At 55.7% G+C, this 24,168-nt stretch carries 23 protein-coding genes, 1 tRNA gene and 4 pseudogenes; 6 read left to right on the forward strand and 22 right to left on the reverse strand.

What is annotated here, in order from left to right:
• Window positions 1–58: 58 nt before the first annotated feature.
• Both PspR32_RS09495 and PspR32_RS09500 read right to left on the reverse strand, forming a co-directional pair.
• Window positions 59–1,438 carry a nucleobase:cation symporter-2 family protein gene (locus PspR32_RS09495; protein ID WP_010226719.1) on the reverse strand — a complete coding sequence of 460 codons (1,380 nt, stop codon included), beginning with the start codon at window positions 1,436–1,438 and terminating at the stop codon, window positions 59–61.
• A gap of 194 nt (window positions 1,439–1,632) precedes the next feature.
• Entirely contained in the window at window positions 1,633–2,304 is a 672-nt protein-coding gene (locus PspR32_RS09500) for a Bax inhibitor-1/YccA family protein (protein ID WP_036994557.1), read from the reverse strand.
• 121 nt (window positions 2,305–2,425) lie between these two features.
• Between PspR32_RS09500 and PspR32_RS09505 the strand changes: the two genes are divergently transcribed.
• Window positions 2,426–2,513 (forward strand) — tRNA-Ser (locus tag PspR32_RS09505).
• 123 nt (window positions 2,514–2,636) lie between these two features.
• Here the strand turns inward: PspR32_RS09505 and PspR32_RS09510 are convergent.
• From PspR32_RS09510 to PspR32_RS09520, 3 genes are all read right to left on the reverse strand, one after another.
• Window positions 2,637–3,704 (reverse strand): phage integrase, encoded by a 1,068-nt coding sequence (locus PspR32_RS09510; protein WP_159388352.1) that lies wholly within the window; start codon window positions 3,702–3,704, stop codon window positions 2,637–2,639.
• Window positions 3,705–3,708: 4 nt separating this feature from the next.
• A complete protein-coding gene (locus tag PspR32_RS09515; protein WP_159388353.1) occupies window positions 3,709–3,945 on the reverse strand; it encodes a DUF4224 domain-containing protein in 237 nt (78 codons plus the stop codon).
• Window positions 3,946–4,197: 252 nt separating this feature from the next.
• The gene (locus tag PspR32_RS09520) at window positions 4,198–4,584 is read right to left on the reverse strand and encodes a hypothetical protein (protein ID WP_159388354.1); all 387 of its coding nucleotides are present in this window, start codon (window positions 4,582–4,584) and stop codon (window positions 4,198–4,200) included.
• Window positions 4,585–4,726: 142 nt separating this feature from the next.
• Between PspR32_RS09520 and PspR32_RS09525 the strand changes: the two genes are divergently transcribed.
• The gene (locus tag PspR32_RS09525; RefSeq protein WP_159388355.1) at window positions 4,727–5,563 is read left to right on the forward strand and encodes a hypothetical protein; all 837 of its coding nucleotides are present in this window, start codon (window positions 4,727–4,729) and stop codon (window positions 5,561–5,563) included.
• 164 nt (window positions 5,564–5,727) lie between these two features.
• Window positions 5,728–6,342 (forward strand): recombinase family protein, encoded by a 615-nt coding sequence (locus PspR32_RS09530; protein ID WP_159388356.1) that lies wholly within the window; start codon window positions 5,728–5,730, stop codon window positions 6,340–6,342.
• Here the strand turns inward: PspR32_RS09530 and PspR32_RS09535 are convergent.
• The 3 genes and pseudogenes from PspR32_RS09535 to PspR32_RS09540 form a co-directional block, all read right to left on the reverse strand.
• On the reverse strand, window positions 6,339–7,232 hold the full coding sequence (locus PspR32_RS09535) for a hypothetical protein (protein WP_232531827.1): 894 nt from the start codon (window positions 7,230–7,232) through the stop codon (window positions 6,339–6,341). The genes PspR32_RS09530 and PspR32_RS09535 overlap by 4 nt on opposite strands.
• Window positions 7,233–7,385: 153 nt before the next feature.
• Window positions 7,386–7,565, reverse strand: a pseudogene (locus PspR32_RS26665) (SEC-C metal-binding domain-containing protein); the annotation flags it as partial.
• 1,037 nt (window positions 7,566–8,602) lie between these two features.
• Window positions 8,603–9,010: a hypothetical protein gene (locus PspR32_RS09540; RefSeq protein ID WP_159388358.1), complete on the reverse strand. Its 408-nt coding sequence runs from the start codon at window positions 9,008–9,010 to the stop codon at window positions 8,603–8,605.
• Window positions 9,011–10,199: 1,189 nt separating this feature from the next.
• Here PspR32_RS09540 and PspR32_RS09545 point away from each other — a divergent pair.
• A complete protein-coding gene (locus tag PspR32_RS09545; RefSeq protein ID WP_159388359.1) occupies window positions 10,200–11,135 on the forward strand; it encodes a YaaC family protein in 936 nt (311 codons plus the stop codon).
• Window positions 11,136–11,391: 256 nt separating this feature from the next.
• On the opposite strand, the gene PspR32_RS09550 is transcribed toward PspR32_RS09545, so the two are convergent.
• Entirely contained in the window at window positions 11,392–12,897 is a 1,506-nt protein-coding gene (locus tag PspR32_RS09550; RefSeq protein ID WP_159388360.1) for a YfjI family protein, read from the reverse strand.
• Window positions 12,894–13,142, reverse strand: a complete 249-nt coding sequence (locus PspR32_RS09555) for a helix-turn-helix transcriptional regulator (protein ID WP_021205333.1) — start codon at window positions 13,140–13,142, stop codon at window positions 12,894–12,896. Before PspR32_RS09555 ends, PspR32_RS09550 begins: the two co-directional genes overlap by 4 nt.
• A 288-nt stretch (window positions 13,143–13,430) precedes the next feature.
• Between PspR32_RS09555 and PspR32_RS26320 the strand changes: the two are divergent.
• A pseudogene (locus PspR32_RS26320) lies at window positions 13,431–13,767 on the forward strand (chromate transporter); the annotation flags it as partial.
• Between the two features lie 94 nt (window positions 13,768–13,861).
• Here the strand turns inward: PspR32_RS26320 and PspR32_RS09560 are convergent.
• The 12 genes and pseudogenes from PspR32_RS09560 to PspR32_RS09615 all read right to left on the reverse strand — a co-directional run.
• Window positions 13,862–14,068: pseudogene (locus tag PspR32_RS09560) on the reverse strand (DUF2076 family protein); the annotation flags it as partial.
• A 31-nt stretch (window positions 14,069–14,099) separates the two neighbouring features.
• A pseudogene (locus tag PspR32_RS09565) lies at window positions 14,100–14,273 on the reverse strand (transposase domain-containing protein); the annotation flags it as partial.
• A 178-nt stretch (window positions 14,274–14,451) separates the two neighbouring features.
• Complete coding sequence (locus tag PspR32_RS09570) at window positions 14,452–15,288, reverse strand: MrpH family fimbial adhesin (RefSeq protein WP_159388361.1); 837 nt, start codon at window positions 15,286–15,288, stop codon at window positions 14,452–14,454.
• Window positions 15,289–15,293: 5 nt separating this feature from the next.
• Window positions 15,294–15,812: a fimbrial protein gene (locus tag PspR32_RS09575; RefSeq protein WP_232531828.1), complete on the reverse strand. Its 519-nt coding sequence runs from the start codon at window positions 15,810–15,812 to the stop codon at window positions 15,294–15,296.
• Between the two features lie 23 nt (window positions 15,813–15,835).
• Window positions 15,836–16,339: a fimbrial protein gene (locus PspR32_RS09580; protein ID WP_159388363.1), complete on the reverse strand. Its 504-nt coding sequence runs from the start codon at window positions 16,337–16,339 to the stop codon at window positions 15,836–15,838.
• Window positions 16,336–16,833 carry a fimbrial protein gene (locus tag PspR32_RS09585; protein ID WP_159388364.1) on the reverse strand — a complete coding sequence of 166 codons (498 nt, stop codon included), beginning with the start codon at window positions 16,831–16,833 and terminating at the stop codon, window positions 16,336–16,338. The genes PspR32_RS09580 and PspR32_RS09585 overlap by 4 nt, the downstream gene beginning before the upstream one ends.
• Window positions 16,826–17,398: a fimbrial protein gene (locus PspR32_RS09590; protein ID WP_159388365.1), complete on the reverse strand. Its 573-nt coding sequence runs from the start codon at window positions 17,396–17,398 to the stop codon at window positions 16,826–16,828. Before PspR32_RS09590 ends, PspR32_RS09585 begins: the two co-directional genes overlap by 8 nt.
• A 32-nt stretch (window positions 17,399–17,430) precedes the next feature.
• Window positions 17,431–18,189, reverse strand: a complete 759-nt coding sequence (locus PspR32_RS09595) for a fimbria/pilus periplasmic chaperone (RefSeq protein WP_159388366.1) — start codon at window positions 18,187–18,189, stop codon at window positions 17,431–17,433.
• A gap of 22 nt (window positions 18,190–18,211) precedes the next feature.
• Window positions 18,212–20,701: an outer membrane usher protein gene (locus PspR32_RS09600; protein ID WP_198421651.1), complete on the reverse strand. Its 2,490-nt coding sequence runs from the start codon at window positions 20,699–20,701 to the stop codon at window positions 18,212–18,214.
• A 44-nt stretch (window positions 20,702–20,745) separates the two neighbouring features.
• Entirely contained in the window at window positions 20,746–21,291 is a 546-nt protein-coding gene (locus PspR32_RS09605) for a fimbrial protein (protein WP_159388368.1), read from the reverse strand.
• Between the two features lie 71 nt (window positions 21,292–21,362).
• On the reverse strand, window positions 21,363–21,887 hold the full coding sequence (locus tag PspR32_RS09610) for a fimbrial protein (protein ID WP_198421652.1): 525 nt from the start codon (window positions 21,885–21,887) through the stop codon (window positions 21,363–21,365).
• Window positions 21,888–22,092: 205 nt separating this feature from the next.
• Complete coding sequence (locus PspR32_RS09615; protein WP_159388370.1) at window positions 22,093–22,719, reverse strand: response regulator transcription factor; 627 nt, start codon at window positions 22,717–22,719, stop codon at window positions 22,093–22,095.
• A gap of 214 nt (window positions 22,720–22,933) precedes the next feature.
• On the opposite strand from PspR32_RS09615, the gene PspR32_RS09620 reads away from it, so the two are divergent.
• Complete coding sequence (locus PspR32_RS09620) at window positions 22,934–24,127, forward strand: EAL domain-containing response regulator (protein WP_159388371.1); 1,194 nt, start codon at window positions 22,934–22,936, stop codon at window positions 24,125–24,127.
• Window positions 24,128–24,168 lie beyond the last annotated feature (41 nt).

Raw genomic sequence — 24,168 nt, forward strand, 5'->3', positions numbered from 1 at the left:
CAGGGCTTACCTCGCCCCCTGTGGGAGCTGGCTTGCCAGCGATGGCTTCAACACTGTCTCAAGCCTTGTCTTTATGCTCCGGCAAGAACCAGTTCAGCACCAGGGCACAAATCCCCCCGGTCGCCACCCCCGACTCCAGCACATTGCGCAGTGCCGACGGCATATGCGCGAGGAACTCCGGCACCTGCGCCACCCCCAGGCCCAGCGCCAGCGACACGGCAATGATCAGCAGCGCACGACGATCCAGGCTGATGCTGGCCAGGATATTGATCCCCGAAGCCGCCACCGCGCCGAACATCACCATCGCCGCGCCACCGAGCACCGGTTCCGGCACCGCCTGGATCACCCCGGCCACGCTCGGGAACAGGCCAAGGATCACTAGCATTGCCGCAATCCACACACCGATATGGCGGCTGGCAATGCCGGTCAGCTGAATCACGCCATTATTCTGGGCAAAGATCGAACTCGGGAAGGTATTGAACACCCCGGCCAGCAGCGAGTTGGCGCCGTTGACCAGCACGCCGCCCTTGATCCGCTGCATCCACAGCGGGCCTTCCACCGGCTGGCGCGAGACCTTGCTGGTGGCGGTCACATCACCAATGGCTTCCAGCGAGGTCACCAGGTAGATCACCAGCATCGGAATGAACAGCGCCCAGGAGAAACCCAGGCCGAAATGCAGCGGCACCGGCACCTGGAACAGCGCCGCTTCGTGCATACCGGTGAAGTTCAGGCGGCCCAGGTATCCGGCCAGGGCGTAACCCACTGCCAGGGCGATGACAATGGCGCAGCTGCGCATCCACACCACCGGAATACGGTTGAGTATCACGATGATCGCCAGCACCACGCCCGACAACAGCAGGTTCTCGCCATTGGCGAAAGTGCCATTGCTCATCGCCGCAAAGCCGCCGCCCATGCTGATCAGGCCGACCTTGATCAGGGTCAGGCCGATCATCAACACGACGATACCGGTCACCAGCGGGGTGATCAGGCGTTTGACGAACGGCAGGATGCGTGAAATGCCCATCTCCACGAACGAACCGGCAATCACCACACCAAAAATCGCCGCCATCACCCCTTCAACCGGCGTGCCTTGCTTGACCATCAGCGCGCCACCGGCGATCAACGGCCCGACAAAGTTGAAGCTGGTGCCCTGGACAATCAAAAGCCCAGCACCAAACGGCCCGAAACGACGGCATTGCACGAAGGTGGCGATCCCGGAGATCACCAACGACATCGACACGATCAGGTTGGTATCGCGGGCCGAAACCCCCAGCGCCTGGCAGATCAGCAGGCCAGGCGTGACGATCGGCACAATGATCGCCAGCAGATGCTGCAGCGCCGCCAGCATCGCAATCAACGGCCGCGGCCGGTCTTCAAGGCCGAGGACCAGTTCATTGGCCTGTGCGGCTGTGCCAGGTCCTTGCTCGATTGAACTCATGGGAGTGCTGCCCCGGAAGAAAAAAGGAGCGCATTCTACGGGCCCGCACCCGTTTACGGTAGTGCCTTGAGGTTGACACCTATCCCTGTGGGAGCTGGCTTTGCCAGCGATGCAAGGCAAAGCCTTGCCAAACCCCACCCACAAAAAAGCCCGCCGAAGCGGGCTTTCTCTCAACGCATCACACCAGCAATCAATCAGTCATCCCGACCCATCAGGCCGAACAGTTGCAGCAGGCTGACGAACAGGTTGTAGATCGACACATACAGACTGATGGTCGCCATGATGTAGTTGCGTTCGCCACCGTGAATGATCGCGCTGGTCTGGAACAGGATGCAAACCGACGAGAACAGCACGAAGCCGGCGCTGATCGCCAACTGCAGGCCGCTGATCTGGAAGAACAGGCTGGCCAGCACCGCACCCATCAACACGAAGAAACCGGCGGTGATGAAACCACCGAGGAAGCTCATGTCCTTGCGGGTAATCAGCACATAGGCCGACAGACCACCGAACACCAGGGCCGTCATGGCAAACGCCGAACTGACCACCTCGGCGCCACCGGCCATGCCCAGGTAACGGTTGAGGATAGGGCCGAGCAAAAAGCCCATGAAACCGGTGAGGGCGAAGGTGGAGACCAGGCCCCAGACCGAATCACGCAGCTTGTTGGTGAGGAAGAACAGGCCATAGAAGCCGATCAGCACCACGAAAATGTTCGGGTAGCCAACGCGCATCTGCTGCGCCACGTAGGCCATGATGCCACTGAAGGCGAGGGTGATAGCCAGCAACCCGTATGTGTTACGCAGGACGCGGCTGACCTCCTGCTGCTCGACCTGCTGGCCGTGATTGACGGCGTAATCCTGTTCGCGCATGGCGACACTCCTGTGGGTTTGAAACGTTCAGATGCAAAGATCATAACAGAGCCGCGCAAAGCAGCCACATAGAGAGTTTGACAGCTTGTTTCATTTCGGTATTATGGCGCCCGCAATACGAGGAAGCGTGGCCGAGTGGTTTAAGGCAACGGTCTTGAAAACCGTCGATGGGCAACTATCCTAGAGTTCGAATCTCTACGCTTCCGCCATCTTCAAAGCCCTGATTATTCAGGGCTTTTTGCGTTTTTGGAGGGCGGAAAACTTGACGCTGAAAAGGCCAGGTGTTCCGCATCTTTTCGATGGTGTTCCGCAACTCCTCTGTAAAAAAGGTTTCATCGGGTTGGTTTAACGATCTCCCCGACGCGGCGGTAAACAGTCTGCGTGATCCGCTTATCGGTGTGCCCTAGTAACCTACTCGCGTGCGCCAGGTCTTCAATTTCGCTCGCTGCTTTGGGGCGGATATCGCGAAACTGGAATTGACGAATGCTGTCGGCCAGAACGCTATCAAGGTCTTCCATCGCTTTAGCGGCGGCCTTGGATCTCGCATCGTCAAAGCGAAGGCGCAGCATCGCTGGCGTCACGTTGCGGCCGTCCTCTGTCACGATTAGGTAAGGGTTGCGAACCCGTCGCGCCTTGCGTTGGCTCAGAAGGCGCTCAACCAGTATCCCCAACTGGCTGGTCTCTGTTTCCGTGCCAAGACGTATCCTCAGCTTTTTCGTCGTTTTGCCTTGGGCGAATTGTAGGAAGCCATCAACCACGTCCGAGGCTCGAGTGGCCAGCACGTCCGCTGGGCGTTGCCCGGTCAAATAGCCCAGGTCCATGGCATCGCGCAATTCAGGAGCGGCGTATTCGTAGACAGCATCCCAGATCGCCGGCCCAGCATAGAAGTCCCTAGGAGTCTCCTTGTTCTTGCGGATACCGGTCGCTGGGTTTGGGCGGTCAGTAATGCCCCACTCCCTTGCCATGTTGAAAATGTGAGAGAGAAGGGCAATCTCTCGATTCGCCCTAACCTTGCCTGTCCGTCGATCTCGATACTGAGCAAGTACTTGAGGTGTAATCAGCTCCATCGGTGCATCATCGAAGGCTTTGCGCAACTGTTTGAGCTCAGCCAGGTTGTCCTTCTGGGTTCGCGGCTTTTTACCCGGGATGACATCCCTTTCATAGCGATCGAATAGCTGACCCATCAAGCGCGTTATCTTTGGAATGGCCTTCCTGTCGAGCTTCGCCCATTCTACTTTGGCGATGTCCAGGTCGTTACCTAAAGGTATCTCTCGACGCCTGCCATCTTCGTCCCTGCCGTCGTAGTAGTAAGCAACCCAGATGTTGCCGTTTTTGCGCTTTCGCGTACGCCGAATCATTCGCGGCGGAAGATCTCTATTAGCGGTTTGTTTCGGACGCATCTTGCTAACCCACCCGAGACAAATCGAAAGTCCAAGTCTCTGCGACGGCGTTCATTGCTGTTGGCTTAACGCCAGCCAACTTGAGGCGAGCGTACACTCGGCCAACGACCGGACGTCTGGCGCCAGATAGGGCGTATTGCCATCCATTACTGGCTAGCCATTGAATTTGTTTCGATGGCAGTTGATAGCCAGTGATAGCTGCAATTTCCTCTTCACCCAGAGTTTCAGTCTGAATTTCCATGATTTTCTCCGCGCCGCGCATGGCGGCAGAGGTGATGAGGAATTAGTTCAGGCGCATGCTTGATAAGAACCCAGCGCGGTGTGCTCATTGGGATGTTCGCTCCCTGCCAGGTAATATGTTTTGGATCATATTCAGTGCTCCGTATCAGTCCGTTTTAGAACAAGGTACTGGGGTTCAGGAGGGATAGGTTTCGTTTTCAAGCGCATTTATCGTCGGAAATTAAAATTGCCGTAAAAGGTAGATTTCTTTTATCTAGGTTCGCTTTGGCGTGGGTTTTTGGCAGGAATCATTGGTTTTCTCAAAAGATATGCGGTTCATTATGCATATGGGGATTGAGTACCCCTGAATGGTCGTCAGTATCGTTTCGTCTCCCTCCGCAACCATGAAGCAGGGATGGCCGCGGCGGAAACGCATTCCCCTCCCGGTGTAATTGCGCAGGATGATTTCCCAAGAGTCATCGTCGTAGTAGACGCCCGTGATTTCAGCCCAGTTGGCCGAAACGCCGCTTCCAACGATGCCTTCAGGCGTCAGGCAGAAAATTTCTACGTGGTTTTCCTGTGTGGCAGGTAAGGCGTAAATCCGGCCATTCGGCGCTATGGGTGGGAAAGTCTGTCCATTGCCTAGGTGACGAAATTCCATGGTGGCGCTCCGCATGCATGAGGTTGCATGACACGCTATGCCAGGCTCTGGAAATCCCAAGCCGGCACAGCTCACAGGCTTATGCCGTTGGGTTTCCTGAAGGTTTCCGTAAGCTGTGGCAATCAAAACAGGGAGTGGCGCCATGGGTAACAAATCAACAACGATCCGAATCGGCTTGCTGGCCGCGACAGTAGCTCTTCTGGTTGGGTGCTCTGGTACCCAGGGGGCTAGGACTGTGCAGCTTCCTGAGCCGAAAGATGTACCGAGGGAAAAATGGTCGGATGCTATGCATGTTCTGACCGCCATGGGGATTTCCGGGCAGCGTGACGTTCCAATCGAGCTGGCAGTGGCAGTTGATAGGGCGAGCCCGGCCAGCGGCTCTGGAACAGTGCTCGGGGATGCTGGATTAAGCGCGGTTAGCTTCGCTTCGCCACCTACAGGTTTGAGTGGTGGCGCAGCAGCGGGAATTGGCTTGGGCTTGATGCTGTTGGGTGGGTCGAGCGATCCGGCGCATGCAACTCAGGTTGTCGCGTGGGTACCTGCTGACCAGGCAAGCTCGCCGGAGGCGGCGTCTGCTCTCGCATTGCGTAAGGTCGAAGATGCTCGCAAGAGAGTTTTTGCCAATGGCCTATCGAAGCTGCCAATGCAGACCGGTAAATATCCTGATGGTCATCACTTCGGTTATGCATCCCTGGCAGATAGTTATGCGGAGCGGCCGATTCCATACAGTGAAGAGGTTGCTAAATCGCCGAGCTTTCTGAGATCGCCACTCAGCTACGGGCCGATCTTCATACGTGACAACCAGTTCACGCTTGATGCCTACAAGAACGACATGACTACGTCGGAAGCCATGCTGCTTGTATCGCAATACCTGCCTGAGTGGATCTACATCTACCACCCTGGTCAGCGGCTGAGAAAAGATTCGATCCCAGCGGCAATCTTCAATCAGGGCAGGGCGCTCTACTTCGTAGGGAAATAATTCTGCTGGGTTGTATCGCCGTGGTTTTTCGCAACCTGCGGCGATTTTTGGGTATGCCTAGGCTGATACGGGAAATTTTCGGCTTTGTCAGCCTTTTATATTGAAAAGTAACACCTAAAGTGCAACAGCTTTAGGACAACACCCTAACTGATACAGGTTGTACTATGTTCATCCGTGCTTATCTTCGTGCATCTACCGACAAGCAAGACGCTGGCCGCGCTCGGGTCTCCCTGGAGAAGTTCTCCAGCGACCACAACAAGGTCATCGCCTGCGAGTATCTGGAGAACGCCAGCGGTGCAGCCGCGGATCGGCCTGAATTACTCCGCCTGCTCAAGGATGCCCGCACGGGTGACGTGTTGCTGGTCGAGTCCATCGACCGCCTATCCCGGCTCCCCGCCAGTGATTGGGCCAAGCTCAGGGGTGCGATCGACGCCAAGGGCTTGCGCATCGTCGCTCTGGATCTGCCCACCAGTCACCAAGGTATGCGCGATACGCAGGGCGACGAGTTCACTCAAAGGATGCTGGCCGCCATCAACTCGATGCTAGTAGAGATGATGGCGGCGATCGCCCGGAAGGACTACGAGCAGCGCCGCGAGCGCCAGGCCCAAGGTATCCAGAAGGCAAAACTGGCCGGTAAATATCAGGGCCGCCCAATCGACGAGAATCTACACAATCGCGTAAAAGAGCTCCTGGCTGCGGGCCTGGGCATTCGAGCCACCGCGAGGCACGCCAATTGCTCGTCTACCACAGTACTGCGCATTCGAGATTCCAACCCCTAGAAGCCGACTCGATAGCGCCTGGATATGACCCACGGTGCTATTTTGAAAGTCGACTTGCTAGGTGGTACGAGCCCGAATGCGACACCTACTTCACCGATCATTCGTTGGATCAAGGCATCTTGATTCGACTGCCCTAATCCATCCCACCAAGACGGAGAGGCAAAAACATTTTCAAAATGGTCAAAGAAATAGGCTACAAGGGTAGAGGACAGATCATCATCATTGATTTGCTCCAAGCTTTTGATTAGAGCCATGCAACATCTGTCGTCCTCAGCCATCCATGAAAAAACTATCTGCCCCTTTTCTCCGCCAAAGAAAGAGGTCACGCTCATTAGTTCTGGGACCAGTGCTAGATCAGCCATATCCTGCAACTGCCTCCCCCAAAAATCGACATTAGGCGCATAGGTACCACTACACATTACTGGTGGTGCACCTTCTAGCTCGATGATGTAGGAGCGCACCGGTGAGAAGTCTTCACTCGTCAAACATCTGTCAAAGCGCGCTTTATGAATTTTTATGTCACGTAACGCAGCATCAATTCCTGCGCCATGGAGGTGGGCGAACGCTTGGATTTCAATCTGTCGATCTGGCGAGCGCCCCCTATCTAGGTCCTTATAAAGCTTGGCCTGCTCCGACGCCGCACGTTTAGTGTAAATCTCTCGTGCATAAGCACGGTAGGCCAGAAGGAAGCACTGTTCCTGACTCCCTACGAATGCATCCTTCTCAATTGGCGCAAAAAGCCCATCATCATGGGTGGAACAGAAGCCGCTGAATGTAGAAGCTCTTCGGACACCCACCCTTTCAGGTTTCAAAACACCATTGTGCTTGATCAGCCCCTCTAGAGACGGCATGAAAGACATAACGTGTCCATCATCTGCGATCTGGTTCAAGCTTCCCGATCGGGGCACAGTATGTGCAGCAATGATTGACCCCGAGCATTGTGAATGAAAGGCGTCGGGGGCTGAACACAGCTTCTTCGAGAAATGTTTCCTGTGGGCAGCGCTAAGATCCCAAGGTTTATGTGGCTGAGCTGACTCGCGACCAAGGTGACATTTCTTAAATTTTTTGCCCGAGCCACACCAGCATTCGTCGTTTCTCCCTAGCTTGTTCATTTTGCTTCCCCTGTCGTGCCAGCGAAATTGAGCGCATAAGGTAATCCAACGCTGCTTCGCGTGGGAGTCTATGAGCCTGCAATCATTTTTTTGCACACATCTTACACCCATGGAAGGCAGCGCGAATCCTTAGTAATGCTGCAGGCCATTTTAAATATGGCATCCCAGACAGGAATTGAACTTGCAAGCTCACCTTTGGAGGGGCAAACCTTCGGTGCTTAAAAGAGCTGCTTGGAAGGGGGCTGCGCCAGTGTGTTGGTGAACTGCTCGGTACAGGCCTGTGATTCGGGCTACCGCTCGCCATACAGGGGCCAATAAACTACAGTAATTATAAATCCGTGATCAAATGACCCAGTAACGACGCAGTTTTACATGCTGTCGAGTAGTAGCGACATCCCTACGTATTAACCCCCCGCTATATTCTACTCTTGGGTAGCATTCCGATCGCCTGTGGAGAACTGGCTCGTTCAACGGCCCAGGCGACGGCGTAGGGCTCGAATCACCCTGGTTCGCATGAAAACGGTTGCGACTGACACCGCAAGCGCTATACCACCCGCCAGTTCGCCGAAACGAACGAAGACAACTATGTTTACTAGGGCGAGAACCATGATGCCGTAGAACTCTACGTTGGCCCTTCCCGCGGCCAAAGCCTGGCGCTCGGTAAGCATCCACTTTGGCGACAGACAGAAGGGGCATACAGATGACTCAGGATCACCACCCCCTAGTGGAACTCCGCTCAGGTAAAGCGGAGCGCTGGTGATCACCTTCGGAACCATCATCCTCTTACAGCACTGGCATTCTATTTTGCTCACGATGTCATCCTCCTTGACCTGGGCGTATGCTTGAACGTGACCTGATGGCGCACTTGATTCAATTAATCGGCAGTCGAGTTCGGGCGTGTTTCCCTGTGTTTGCTGTTTTCGTGCTGCTTGTCCAAGTAAGCGGCGATCCTGTAACCAATCGCGGCTGTTACCCCCAAGGCGCAGAGCACGCCGAACACTGAATAGATTAGTAGCTCAAACCGGTCCATGTTCTTCTCCCGTGCTGATGGGCATCAGAGTCTAAGAGACTCGTTCACTGTACAGAAACGCATAGCAATTTTTCATGCTGGTTTAACGTTCTAGCGCCGGCAACTGGCGGGCGCTGATTCAGTCTGCGAACGCGCCACCGTGATCGAACCACAGACTCTCGCTCATCGAGTCCATGCCGTAAGCATTGCCCATGGCATCGAGGCAGCCATCCATCATCGGCACTCCGTTGGCGGGTTTAACCAACCGTCTTCCATCAGCTTCATGAAACTGCTCTGCAGGCTGCATGATGGGCTCGACCCAGACCGCGTTATCGTCGATGTGAAGATCGAACGGGTAGGTCGAATTCTCTTCTTCGCCGGTCAGCGACTCGGGATACTGGTACCACGTGCGCTCACTGCGGATATTGAGACCGTCATGCAGCACGACTGCTTTCCCTTGGATGGGATATACCACTGTGGTGTACAGCGGTTTTGTCGGCTGGACGATTGAGGCCATCAGATTGGCCATAGTGGCGAATAGGGTCATGGTGGCGCTCTTCAATGTAGGTGAGCCCAGTCTCCCCTCGACCTCGGAAAACCCAAGCGGCTGATCTGATGCTTTCGGGTGGCCCTGACATCCGCTTCGCGACACATCGTAAAAATAGGGCTCACCTCCCATCTATTGCTTATGGGAGTCTGACGCTTCACCTCCCATAGAGAAACTTACCGATTTGCTGGAAGGGGTGTCGTGAAGGGGTGTCGTGGCTGCAGCCCGCATGGTTGCTGGGTCTATGGTTTTTAACGGGTGTCGTCCCGGCAATTGGCGTTGCGAAGGGGTGTCGCTAAGAGGTGACGTGAAGGGGTGTTGTGGCCGCAAGCCTTATGAATACTGGGTTTCAGCGTTTTCACGGGCTTTAGCCGGGCAATTGGCGTTGTGAAGGGGTGTCGTTAAGAGGTGTCATGAAGGAGTGTTGCGGCTGCAAGCCACATGAATACTGGGCTTCAGCGTTTTTACGAGGTTTTTCCAGGCAATTAGCGTTGTGAAGGGGGGATGTCAGTATGATGCCGCTCCTGAGGGGTTAATCTGTTCGCGGGGAAGGCCCAGTGGTAGCGGCAAACCAGCGTCAGACGACGATCCTGCATCAAAGGTGTAAATGCAAGGCTCCGACTGCGACGAGAAACGGACGGCAGATGACGGTGTGTTTTCCTGAGCGCAGGGCCAGTACGGTGAATGGGCAGCAAATGACGACGGTGACATGTGTTCATGCTAGTCAGATAGTGATCGGTAGACCAAGCCGGTCAAGAATGGCCGCCGAAGGTGGCTGGTTGCGACCAAAAGCAGTCTTACCTGGCGAGCCTCTCGATATTACTCAGTGGCACCGGGCTGCCGATCAACCGGTGGTAATCCGAGTTGGTCACTGGGAGATTTTGTCATCCTACAGCGAGACTAAAGGGCGCGTTTCAGTATCCCCTCGAAACACACCTAGTAATTACTTGCGATACCGAGTTAGAGTTATTGAGCGAGGATTGTATTAAGCCAAAGGTTTTAAAGTGCTGCGTCTTGAGTTCATCCGAGTCGGGTCGTTGCGCCGGGACTCAAACTGTAGTATCAATTTAATACGAGTCTATTGAGAAAGGATGATTGTGTGGCTCATAGGATGTTGGCATATAAGAATAGCGCTCTAACAATGCACAAAGCTTTAACAGTTCCAGATCTTAAGAGTCGGACCGTGCTAGTGACCGATACTTGGGATTATATTGATCTTTGGCTGAAGCGTAATAGTACGCAAGATGCACGTTTCTTTTGGGATCAAGCTCGACAGTTCTCCGCCGCCACTTTAGTTTTGCCTAAGGAGTCCGCGCCTCTAACGGCCTATTACTGCATGTTGAATGCGGTCAAGACATTATTGATGGTTAAAAAATGTAAGCTTTCCGACCGTCACGGAGTTTCTGGTGAGGTTATTGGTGAAAGAACATCAATTTCCAACGAGATTGTAACTTTCAAAGCAGCAGGTATTTTGACGGATCTCAGTAGATATCTGGGTGAAGATGTCAATCCAGTTTCCTACAAACTATCGGATGTGCTATACAATCTTACCTATATACATAGAGCCTATATGCTCAGCAAAGAGCGCCCTGAGCTTTTTGTACCTGTCAAGAATCCGGTAGTTTGCTGCGCGAATGGAAGCTCTGAAGCATGGATGAGCTTTGAGCTAGAAGGCAGGTATGCGAATGAAAAAACTCTGAAAAGATTGCCTTCTTATTTTCAGAGGGATAAGTCAATTTCCGACAAGTTTGTTATTAGGTCGAAGAAGCGTTTCCGATGGGAGCGAGGTGGGGATGAACACACAAATGTAAACAACTTCATTGCATATCACGCCAAACTACGACGAGACGTTTATTACATCCATAGCCCACAAAAGCTGTGGTACCTGAAAAGGAATGATGGTGTGGATGGCCACATCAGGCGATCACATCTAACTCTGTCGTTCGCTGCAATGCATCGGCTTTCAGAGATGGCGAGGTATTCACCAGATGTTCTGGCACGCCATTTCGAAGGTAGGTACAACTGGTTACTATCGGAGTTCCTTATGACTTCCACTACCCAGTTTCTCGACGAGATATCTTCAGAGATGACGGGACATGATTTTGTTCCACCTGGCAGAGCCTAAATCTCGACGGGCTGATGTTGGTTGTTAAAGCATACGCTGGCGACAGGCTGCTTTTGGCCGGTTCCGGCCTGATTCGACAGATTCAGAGCGGCTGATTCGCAAGCCTGGCTGTTGCCCCAAGCGCTGAGGTGCGTCCATTTTTGCGCAGTTTACTTATCCCAACCAGGAGAAGGGTGCCTACAGAACCTACAAAACTTGGTTTCGTAGGTTTTGTAGGTTGCCCTACCGGCCTTTTGGTAAAGAGATTGGGTCGAGGCTACGTTTTTCGCCAGATGTAGCGTGTTGATGGGCGGCCACCTTTTTCTCCGGCCACCTCGTAGCCAATGATTAAGTCGTGTTCAGCCAGAACGGCGAGTGCGTTGTTCACAGCGTCCTGTGAACCCAATCCCATCCAGTCCTTCTGACGCACCTCGCGTGGGGTGAACGGTTCGGGTAATTTCTGCTGACGCTCCAAGATCAGACTGGCACCGAGTAGTGGGGCGTTGATAGCTGCGCCGTAGAGTCGCAAGGCATGGCTCATCAGGTAGTTCGCCCAGTTAATGGCGCGGGACGTGGACTCTGTGCCCACGGCTCTCTGTCCACCATCGACCAGTTCGAACAGTAGGGCCAACCCCGCGATGGTCTGCGGCATTTTTAGATAATGGGATTGCAATGCTGGGTGAAGTTCTTCGCTCCGGCTTTGTCGCATATGACGCGTATACCAGGCGTTAAATATTTCCTGTGCTTCTGGGCTGAACCTGAGAGCAGCACGAGGCTCGGATGGGAGCTGGTCGAGGTGGTTAATAATCTGTTCCACCTGCTCAGCGGCAGCTTGGTTCGGCCAGCGATCGATCAGACGCCACTCACGAATGTCGTCGGGATAGACGGCGAGTTGTAGGCGCTGAATCAGGCCGTCATCCACTTCGCCGCTGATCGCGGCGTTCACCAGGGATGCGATTCGTGAGGGTTGGATTCCGCCTATCAGCGATAAACAACATGACTCGATGAACAGGGTGCCTCGGCCAATACGATCGTAGGTAAATGAGCCGTTGCCATCGAAGCACTCCAGGTAGAAAGCGCGTGCCACTGAGCCGTCCTCGCTCTGTATTGTTGCGAGCCAGCCCCCGAGCTCGTCACGTACTAGCAGCAGGCCATTTGGGTTTTCGTTGAGCAGCTCACCGAGCTTTTCTACCGTTGAGTCGTTGACGGTGTAACGACGCTGCACTGGAGGCAGCACATCACTCGAAACCTTGGTGAGTTCCTCCCGCGCTCCGGGTTTGTCGCCACTGCCTATAAGTTTCGTGGCCTTGCTCTTAGCAGCCTTGCGCTCGATGTCGAGCAGCTCACTGTTGGTCCTGTACTCCTCCAACGCCATGGAGTGCCGATTTCGCTCTCTTGTCTCCAATGCGTCCAAGGGACGAAGCGCTTGCTTGAGCGCTGGTGTTTTCATCGCAGACGGTCGTCCAATGATGACTCCCCATTGGTTGGGAACGACAGTCCAATCATCATGCTGTTTCGGGTGGATGGTGAATTTGCGCCCGACCACGGCGCTGACAGCAACTACAAGCGCGACCCCAACAAAATCCGGCGGGCACTGGGTTCGCTCAGCGACATCCCGCACGTATTCTTGAAGAACAGCAGGCAGTAGCTCTCCACGCCAGGGCATAACCCTGGCCAATCCGCTCGGCAGTGGCTTTGGCACGATGCTTGGATTCAGATACGAAGCACGTGCTGCCTCGGGCATTTCCGCCAAGAACGACGGTATCTGCTCATGTGTGGTCATTGCTCATCTCTCTCAGAGAGAGCCCGAGTGACTCCATCACGCTCGCTGATCTTGCTCTCCAGCCAGGCTTCCACCTCCGCGACGACGAAGTAAACGCCTGCCTGTTTGCTCGGGCCAAACTTGATGGGGCGAGGGAAGCTGGGGTCGCTTTCGCGCAGCTTCTCGAGCCCAGAGCGGCTCTTGTCAAAGCAGTGCTGCAGGGAGGCGTGACTGATCAGGTACTTCTTGGGCGCATGTGTCGGCATGTGTGGGTCTCTGTGTATAAGCCGACACAGATTTAATACCCCTGCTAGACCGCTGTGGCTCGATTTCAAACCGAAAAATCGTCGGAAAACGCAATCACGGTTGATGCGATGGGGGCATAGCCGCAGATGTGGAATGGGCTAGGAAGGCTGTCATAAAGCTGGCATTACCGAGACAAAACAACCCATTTAGGCACAAAAAAGGCACTTGCGAGGTTCGCTAAGTGCCTGATTTGTAAGGATTATTTGGTGGAGCCGGGGGGATTTGAACCCCCGGTCATTCACTGTGATGCCGGCGCGATAGCAGCGAGCATGGTCACCTGGTTCACGTTCCTGCCATCCTTTCTCTTCATCCTGGCTGGGGCCCGTGGTGGAGTCCACCCAACGAATTGAAGTACACCGCCCCTCTGACCGGAATCACAGTGGCTATGGTTGGCATGATCCTTAACTTGGCGCTGCCCTTCGGCTACCACGTGCTTTGGCCCAACGGGTTTGAAGACGCTTTCGACTGTCTATCTGCGCTGATTTCAGTCGGTGCTGCGGTAGCGCTCTTTCAATTCAAACGGGGTGTGACTAGGTATTGTACGCCTCTACATCGGCCGGACTTATTATCCAAACCATTAAATAATGCTGGACGCCCTACCTGTTTTGGCGGGAAGCGGTCGTCAGCAAGCACAACATGCCGGTCTTGACGACCGGCATGTTGTGCTCACTCTGGGAAGTTAAACGAACTCTTCGTCGTCTCCTCCACCGAAGAAGCCCTCGTCAGCATAGTGGTCATCTGATACCGGCTCTTCCTGTGCCACTGGTGGTTCTTCTGCAGGTGCCTGGCTCGCGAGTTGATCAGCACCATCGTCCTGGAACATACCCATCAGCATGTTACCAAGCACCATGCCACCGGCCACACCGGCGGCCGTTTGCAAGGCGCCCGAAAGGAAGCCGCCACCTTGCGCTGGCGCCTCACGCTGGACAAACCCTGGCTGCTGCCCGCTGCGTCGGCAACTGCCGTCAGCACATCTTTGAGATAGGCATACGAATCGTGCCCATTGTTCCGAGCCGACTGGATCAAACTCATGATCGCAGCGGCGCGTTTGCTGCTGCGTAGCGACAGTTCTTGCGCCCCAGCGCCCAAGGCGAACGCCTATGTAGTTGACCAGGGCAATTCGCGCTTCAGTCTGCTGGTTTCGCAGGCAACGCCCGCAGCTCTCAACTTTCGACGTATTCAATGCGTTTTCACACAGCCTGGACCCAAAGTGGACGGTGACGCCAGATCTCCGGGTGCACCGCTGATTGTCGCGGGAAATCGATATGCCTACGGTGGTGATATGGTAACTATTGTGGAACCAAGAAAGGCACCGGGCGTGACGTTCCCGCGGCTCATCAGTGTCGAAGTAATGGTCAGTGGTGTGGCTACGCCTTGTGAAATCGGCACATTGATGCCTTTCGTGGCGTCCTCGGCATTGACCGTGATCTTGCTGTACAGGCTGCGATCATCCTTGAGCCTTACGCCGTAGATATCGGTTTGTGAGGTCGAGACAGTCACGCTGGCCGGGCCGCGGCATTGTACGTAGAGCTGGGTCGAGGCGGTAGCTCCGTCCAATACATTGTCAGCGAGATTTTTATGATCGATCGTGGTATCTCCAGTGATTTCGCACCGCAACGGTGGTGCAGTTACAGGGGCGCAGGGTCCAAACAGAGACGCACGCACAGACTCGTTTGTGGCAACTAGCGCGGCTGCAAAACTGATGCAAAGGTTAGGGAACACGGTCTTATCAGTTACGAGGACTGATCCTCTGAGCGGGATTTGAAAGCCTTTACTTTCCAAGTCTTTCTGCAACTGTAGCAGGTTCGAGCCAGGACGAATGGGCACATCCCAAGTAGAATATACCCCTACCGGTATGTAGTAGTCCGGGCGTGTAGTTGCTGCTAGAAAAATTCGACAAACTCCATTAGCCGCAGAGTAAGTTGCGCAGGGGCTTTTCATATTCACGGGGCCAAAATCGTTTACTACGAAGTAATACCGGACACCGCCCGGCTCATACTCACTTTTCGTCGGGTAGATGGAGATGGCGTGAGCCTGAACCACGGCCCCACACAGCAGCACCGCTGCCAGGGCGCTGCGCAGCTTTGTTGCAAAAGGTATTTTCATGTTGATCACTCGTAACTCAAGGCAAAGGTCAGGGACGCCTCGAAGTCGCCCTGACCGAGGGTGCGTTTGGCTAACACTTTTGGCTCGCCTTGTAGGTAGGCATTGAAGCTGAGCAGGTTGTCGCCACTGCTCAGCACGCCGATTTGATGGGTCTTGTTCAAAGGCAGGGGTACGCCTTCAATAGTCTCCAGTCCCACCAGCAGGCCTTGCACGGTTGTGCTTCGGAGCACTAGAAGCCCGGGGGGGGAGCTGCTTTCGTTGCCGCTGAAGGTAAGGCTGACCATGCGTTTACCGACGTCCAGGTCGCAGTTCTGCAGGTGCAGCTCGATGGGGCGTCCCTTGGTTCTACCGTTGAGGTAAAGGTCCTTGTCGATCACGCTTTTGAAGTCCAATTCAATCAACTTATCTCCCTCGGCGAGCATGCAAGGCTCGTTCCCCAAGGTGCCGGAAAAGTACAGGTTGTTTTCTGCCGCCTGGGTCGCCGGCAACCAGAGGCTGGCGGCAACCCAGGCACCCAGGGTCATGGCCCACTTGCCCATGTATCCTCCTAATAGAGCTCGGCCATCAAAAGCGCCGAGGCGGTAAATTCGGTGCTGGGCAGCTCCGCGCCGGCCAGCTTTACCGGTACGGCTTCCAGCACGGGCGGTGTAGATGCACGGATGTCGATTTCTCGCGATTCGTTGGGCGCCAATGCGGTACCGCCAAGCAGGACTTTGATGCCCAGATCGTTCTCCGAGGTTTTCAGCGCAGTATTGTCGAAATGTGCGGGCGTACCCTTGAGGGTCAGGCGCATGTGCCAGGTAATGTTGATATCGGACGCGCCCGGGCAGTCGATCTGGTAGGGGATTGCTTGGCGATAGCGTTCGCCATCGATGCGGTTGACGGCGATGTTTTGCGTAAAGCGCACATTGATACGTCCGCCCTTGTCGCTGACCATGCAACCGGGGGGAGCCAACAGGGTGCCGGTGAATTCAAGATTGCTCGCGTCAACCCAAGAGATGGGCAAGGCGGTAATCGACAGTACTGCAAGGCAGCGATGCAGAAGATTCATCGATAATCCACCACCAGGGTTGCGCTGGCCTTGAACGCGCCGGCTTTGATTTCACTGCTGTCGCGCTTGACCAGCACGGCTTGCAGCACGGGGTGTTTGCGCGGATCGAAGTCGGACCAGGTATTGAGCGCAAATAGGTCGCCATCCTTTTTAAGGGCGATACCGATGTTGTCGTGACCTGGTATCTCCAGCATCGTGCGGTCGAACGCTGGGTTACCGCGCACCTGCATCCGCAGCTCATTGGTCGCCGAGCGACTACAGTCGAGCGTGTACTGGAGGGTGATGGTCTTGTATTTGCCATCGATGCCAGCGGTCTGCACCTCACCGAATGGGGCACTGATTGGCGCGTTTCTATTGATCACGCAAGGAATCGCCGCATAGACAACACCTTTAATTGTCACCAGCTTCTCGACGGCCTGGGCCAGAGATCCACAGCCAAGCAGCAATACCAGCAGTGCCGGACGTGCGATAGTCATGACGGTGGTCTCAGTCATACGTCAGGTTCACATTGAGGCTGGCGCGAAAAGCGCCTGGGCGCAGCGGGGCCGCCGTGCGTTCAGGGCGGATGTAGTATGTCAGCTGGCTGTCGCCGGGCGAGACGAACCAGGCCGGGGCGGTGCGCCCCAGGTGTACGTCGTTGCCCTGCACATCAAGCAGGCGCAGACCGAAACCCTCGGCACCGACCACCTTGATCAGCTCGGGTGTATCGGCATCGGTGACCGCCTTGAAGGCCAGCACGGCCACCGGCTCGATGGCGCTCCAGATCAGGGTGCCCTGCTGGTCGTCATGGCGGCCGCCGTCGCTGCGTACACAGCCTTGCAGTTTGAGGTGCAGGGCCACGGGCGTGCCCTGATCGCCGAGGCGCGACAGGCGGGCGGTGCTCAAATCGCCCAGCGACAAGGTCTGATAGGCGGAGCTGGGGTCCAGGTAGCAGGCGCTTTCAAGCAAGGTACCGGTCACCTGGAACTCGGCCGACTGCGCGAGGTTGTCGACGGCGTGAGTCGCGACACTGGTACTGCAGAGCAGTGCTGCAAGACAGCTTCGGAGTCCAGGCTTCATGATTTGCCCTCACTGGAGTGGGTCATTGGGTGTCAGCGTTTGCTGGCAACAGGACTGGCGGTGCAGGTGCCTGCAGCACAGTTGAACTGCAACTGCGGGCGGCCGCCGTAGTCATTGACGTAAGTCAGCACCGGCTTGTCGCCCAACGCCTTGCTGCTAACGCCCAGGTCGAGCTGGCCCCTTGGGGCGATCATCAGGGGTTTGAAGTCGTTTGCGCTGGCGGCCTTGAGGTTGGAGGTGGCATCGATCAGGGTGACGTAGTAGGGCGTCGGGTTGTTCACCAGGTAGCGGTCGTTCTGGCGGGTGAGGGTCAGCTGTTCCTGCCAGGGTGTTTGGTTGACGCCGGACCTCGGAGCGATCGCCGCGGGCCGATAGAACAGCTTCACCCGCGTCTGCAGGGCAATCTGCAGGGTGTTGGGCTGATCGCTGCGTGGCGGAATCTCGCGCAGGTTGAAGTAGAACAGCGACTCGCGGTCCTGGGGCAACTGGCCGAGCTCTGGCAGGCCCTGGATCTTCACCTGGCTGTTGGCCCCAGCGTCCAGGCGCTGGATCGGTGGTACCACCACCAGAGGGCTGGAGATCTTCTCGGCTTGCTCGTTCTCGATCCAGGCCTGGGCCAGGTAAGGCAACTGGGTGTTCTGGTTACTGACGCTGAGGCTGACCGATTTCTCGCTGCCGGTAAAAATTACCCGCGTGCGGTCCAGCGATACGGCGGCCAGGCTGGTTTGCGCAGCGCACGTGCCGAACAGGGCGAGCAGGGTCAGGGTGTTGCGTTTGAATCGAGTTTTCATAGCGGTACCTGTTGCAAATAAATTAAGCGGCGGAGTCGTCCGCGTCGCTGAGGGGCTGGCACAGCAGCTCCAGTTGTCGATCGGGGGATACCACCGGGTCGGGTAGGGTGAAATGGCAGCGCGCGCTGCCGTCCCAATGCAGCGACATGGTTTCGCCCGGCTTCATGCCGCTCAGGTAAGTCGATCCTTCTTCCCCGACAATGCCGGTTTCCTGGCCGCGGCTGTTTTGTGCGCTGGCGCCAAAAGGCGGCGCACGGCGATTGGCCATACGGATGATGACCATGGCCTTGTGGCCGGCGATTACATCGAAACGGCGGTAGCCAATCGCCCCTTCGGTCAGGGTCGCCTGGGTAATGGACTGGGTGGCTTCGACATCGTCGGCCAGGTCGTCCAGCACGATGCTGGCCTGGTTGCGGTAGTAGCTGTTGACGTCGGTCACTACGGCCTTGCCGAAACGGTTGGTGCGGGTAATCCCGCCGTTGCCGCGCACCGGTACGTCGGGCACGCCCTGGGTATCGACCAGCAGCCGGGTGCCGCCCATGACGTTGCTGCGGTGCAGGGCCGCGCCCTGGCCCGTGAGGGTGGCGCCGCCTTGCAGGGACAGTCCGGCCGAGGTGTACTCACCGGCCTGGTAGCTGGCGCTGGCCACTACCTGGGCCTGATCCCCGTCATGGGACAGGAAACCGCTGGCGGTCGCACCGCTGGTGGCCTTGCCCGCGCTGAGCATGTAGTGGTTACGCTCATCGATACGGTCGTAGTAGCTCAGGCTGTGGGAGGTGTCGCCGCGGTTTACCGATGAGCTGTAGCTGAACGAGCCGGTGCTGTCCCAGGGGATGCTGACCGACAGGTAGGCGCCGTCATCGGAAGTGCCGTTGCCCTTGTTCTGGAAAGCGGTCAGCGACAGGCTAAGGTTCTTCAAGCCGCCGACATCGAAATAGCGCGACAACGACAGGCTGTAGCGGTCGCTAGCCCGGCTGTTCCAGTACGTCTGGTGGTTGTAGTTGAAGTACACGCTGAGTGCGGCATCGCGAAACTGCTTGCTCAATGTCGCGGTGTACAGTTCCTTGCTCTGGTTCAATGACTGGCTGCCACGCCGGGCTTCGATGAATTCGTTCATGCTCAGGTAGTTTTCCTCGGAGAACCGGTAGCCGGCGAAGGTGACCTGGCTATCGTACTCATCGAAGCGTTTGGAGTAACTGGCGCGGTAGGACTTACCGCTCAATGTGTCGCGTTCCGGCAACGTCGCTCGCGATTGGGTGACGTCGAACGACAGCGCACCGAACGCCATCAGGTCGCGTCCCACGCCCACTGCCAAGGAGCCGTAGTCCTTAGCGCCGAGGCCACCGCCATACAGCGACCAGCCGTTGCTCACGCCCCAGGAGAACTCACCGGTGGCGAAGGCCGGGCCATCAAGCTGATGCTCCCAGTCGGAGGGTTTGCCGGCAGCTAGCTTGTAGCGCACCGTACCCGGACGGGTCAGGTAAGGAATGCTGGCTGTGTCCATCTGGAACTCCTGGACGCTGCCGTCCTGTTCTTCGACGCGCACGTCAAGTTGGCCAGAGACTGCATCGTTGAGATCCTGGATACGAAAAGCGCCGGGGGGGACCTGAGTGTCGTAGAGCACCCGGCCTTGTTGCCGAATCACCACGCGTGCGTTGGTGCGGGCGACACCGCTGACCTCCGGGGCATAACCCCTGAGGTTGGGTGGCAGCATGTTGTCGTTACTGCTCAGGTTGCCGCCGGTGTAGCGGAAACTGCCGAACAGGTTCGAGTCCAAGTAGTCTTCACCGACGATCAGGTTCGAGCGCAGCGACGGCACAGCGCGCAAAGCGTAAAAGCGGCTCCAGGCGAATTGCTGTTGTGAAGGCTGGTCGGCACTGCGTTGCAACTGGCTTTGCCAGTCGCCGCGCAAGCGCCAGGCACCCAGGTTGATACCGGCGGTACCGTTGCCGCTGAGGTTATCGGTGCGACCTTTACCCTGCTTGCGTTCGGTGGTCTGGGCATTGAGGTTGTAATCGAACAGCACGCCGGCAATGCCTTCGTCCCAGCGTGAAGGCGGGTCCCAGTTTGCCGCGGTGTACTCCAGCTGATCCTGGGGGATACTCACGTAAAGCGCCGAAGTGCCCAGGTTGCCACGTGCCTGCATGCCAGGAACGCTTTTGAGGTCCAGGCAGGCGCCGTCATGCCACCAAGTCAGGGACTTGAGGACGTGTTCTTTCAGGCCCAGTTCATTGGCCAGTACCGGGGAAAGACAGGCAACGCTGCTTTTCGGATCGTCCTCGGCAGGGAGATAATCGATCGGGAATTCTGTCAACGCATCGCGGTTCACGTGGACCGTCAGGCTGTACTGGCCGGGCATGATGAAGTTAGCCGACGCAAACACCCCAAGATCAAGGTTCTCGCGATCCTTGAGGTCTAGTACATCGGTATTGAATTGGAATTCTTCGGCGCCACTTACCCACGTCGCGACACAACACAACGCCGTAGTAGCCAATGCCTTACGGAGAGCCACGTGACTAAATCCTTGAGCGAAACTGCACACTGAGTGACGGCAGTTCAGAAGTGCTGAATACTCAGCTTTATAGTGGCGTGATAGTCGCCCGCTTCCAGTGCATGCCCACTGCCGACGAGTGACAGTGAGTAGTTAAGCGTCAGCATGTCGGCAGACGCGCTGTTGAGCTGAAGTAACATGCCGGGTGAAATTAACTGCCCTTGAGAGTCTTTTATTTGCAAGGCAATACCCTGTGCGGCACCTTGAATGCTGAAATATTCGCCTTCGGATGCACCTTCAAATGTCAGCTTGAAACGCTGCGAAGGCTCTGTGTCGTCGTCCGTGCGGTATTCAATACAATCATTTATATAAATGTTAAGGGGCTGTTTAGAAGAAGTATCTCCATTGACTAAACCGTTAAGCGCTGTAGGCTTAAACGCAATCGTCTGGCTGTCATTACCCACACGAATGGTGCAGGCGCTATCGACAATGCTCCCGGTCATTTGCACTCGTCCCTTGAGCGCGGTGGTAACCACAGGCTCAGCAAAACAGAAAGGCACGCCCAAGGCGCAAAGGGCCAGGGGCAGTAACAATGCGGTTGAGCGAATCATTTACACCTCCGCAAGTTTCCCCGCAGTACGCAGTAAGTGCGAACTACGGGGCGTCTCAGTAACGAGATCCGTTACTGATAAGCGAGGGTGAAATTAGCGAAAGTTTCGAAGTTGCCCGGTACGATTTCGGCCGCGGCTGCTTCACCGCCGCCTTCCGGAGCAACCATGTCGCCCTGCAGATAGGCATTGAACTGCAGGTAGGTGTCGCCATTGGACAGCGACTGCGCAGGCGAAGTACTGCCGAGTTTGATCAGCGCACCGGTGTGATCGGCAATGGCCAGGCTTGCACCTTGGGCAGTACCTTTAAGCGCCAGCAGGTCAGGGTTCGACGAGGGTGAACCGGTGAATGTGGCTGTCGCGGACTTCAGAGCGCCCAGATCACAGCCACGCAGTTCGATTTTGAAAGTGGTTGGGTTGGATTTGCCACCTTTTTTCAGGGAGACGTTGGAGATTTGCTCCATGTCGACAGTCTGGTACTGCGACTCTTGAGAGATCGAGCATGGCGAATCGATAATCGCACCCTTGAAGGTAATCACACCGTGGCCCTGATCTTTAGCAACACTGACAGCAGAGGTGGCTGCCAAGGTGATTGCCATTACCGCGCCGGCCAACGTACTAACTTTCATTTGATACTCCTAAATTGATGTTGATGTCCTTGACTGGGACTCAATTGAACTCTCTTTACGCCGGGGTATCTCTGCACCCTTGAGCTAGAGTAATTTTAGGAATGACAGGGGGATAAGTGAGTAGGACGTTGCCGATGCAGGCCTAGGAAATTTCCTACAGGCCTGCGACTGACGGTTAGGGAATCAAAGCATTGCGTTTGGCGAATTCAGCTAGATCGACCAGCGAGGCAGCCCCCAGCTTTTGTAGTAAACGGGTTTTGTAGGTGCTAACAGTTTTATTGCTGAGAAAGAGCATTTCACCAATCTGCTTATTGGAATACCCCTGAGCCAAGTACTGCAATACCGTTACTTCACGATCTGTCAGGGACTGAATTTGCTCGAGCTCAGTAAGTTGCTCCGCTGCATTGACGCTGTCGAAGGTCAGAGATGGGAAGAAGGTATAGCCGGCATCTACGGCTTTGATCGCGGTGATCAGGCTGCCCAAGTCTTCTTCTTTATTGACGAAGCCACGAGCACCCAGCTGGATGCAACGTCGGCACACAGAGTCAGCGGGTTGAGAGGTCAATATCAGAATCGCGCTGCGCACATTTAGGGTCTTGATTCTAGAAATAACGGTATAGCCATCCAGCTTTGGAATACCAATGTCGAGGACAACCACTTGTGGTGTCAGGTCTCTCACGAGCTGAACAGCGTCGATACCATTGTCTGCTTCGCCCACCACACGCATACCGTGCTTTTCCAGCAGTACCCGGACGGCAAGACGAATGACTGGATGATCGTCAACTATCAGAACGCTGTGCATAGTGTGATTTCTACCTTGAAAAGCGTTTGTTACGGAGTGGTATAGCCTTGGCGGTACAAGGTTAACACCATTGGCTATTGCCAGCAGAGCTGTACGTACAGGGTAGTGTCAGCCTTAGGAAATTTCCCAGTGCACATGGGAAATCTCTCATGGAGATGCAGGAAGCTCTCCTTGCAGACTGTTCGTCCTTTAATCGCGTGCGTGTAGATCTGCAATGCAAAATTTGACTGTTCTGGTGCTGGAGGATGAGCCCTTTCAGCGCCTTGTCACCGTGACCGCATTGGAAAAGGTGCTTCCGGGACCCATTTTGCAAGCGGCTGACGGAGAAGAAGCCATTGCTGTCCTCGACGCTTGTGACGCCGTGGACATTGTCCTCTGTGACCTGAAAATGGCCGGTATGGATGGCTTGGCGTTCCTGCGTCATGCTAGCAGCAGCGGCAAAGTCGGTGCTGTGGTGTTGTGCAGCGAGCTGGATCCGCTGCTACGTCAGGCCACGGTCGCGATGATTCGCTGTCTGGGCCTAACTTTTTTGGGTGACCTGGGCAAGCCGTTCAAACTTGATGGATTTAGTTTATTGGTCAAGCGTTACCGGGAGTATTGCAATTCCGTTCCGAGGCTGTTGTCACCTGCAGAGTTACCGACCTTGAGCGACCTGCAACGCGGCCTAGATAATGGCGAATTCGAAGCCTACTACCAACCCAAGGTTACCCTCGAGGGGCAATTGCTGGCCGGAGCAGAAGTTTTGGCGCGCTGGACGCATCCGCAGTGGGGCGTGTTATCTCCGGCGCATTTTTTGCCAGTCATGGAAGAACACAATTTGGTCGATAGGATGTTCTGGCAGCTGTTTGAGCAGGGCCTGGCCCTACAGCAAAGGCTGGCAACACAAGGACGGATGATCAACCTGGCGTTCAACCTGCACGCCGCACAACTGGCCTGCGCCGAGCTGGCGGAGCGCATTGCCGTTCTGCTCAAGCGATTTCAGGTTCCAGCGGGCAGCGTGATGTTCGAAATCACTGAAGTCGGTGTCGTTAGTGCACCGGCCAGTAGCCTGGAGAACCTAGTGCGGCTACGCATGCTTGGCTGCGGCCTTGCCATGGATGATTTTGGCGCTGGTTATTCTTCACTGGACCGGCTCAGCGAGCTTCCGTTTAGCCAGATCAAGCTCGATCGGACGTTTACGCGCAAGATGCAAAGCCAGCCCAAATGTGCCGCAATCATTAGTTGTACTGTTGCTTTAGCCAGAGCGTTGGGGGTCTCGCTGGTCATCGAAGGTGTAGAGACCACCGAGCAACAGCTACGTCTCATTGAGCTAGGTGGCACCCTTGCCCAGGGCTTTCTTTTTGCACGCCCCATGCCGGAAGCTCATTTCATTGCCTTTTGTAGCGTTCAAGCGGGTTGGGACCGTTGAAGATTGAACGACAGAGACGACTTTGAACTATTATTGCCACA

The organism is Pseudomonas sp. R32 (assembly GCF_009866705.1).
Lineage (GTDB): Bacteria > Pseudomonadota > Gammaproteobacteria > Pseudomonadales > Pseudomonadaceae > Aquipseudomonas > Aquipseudomonas donghuensis.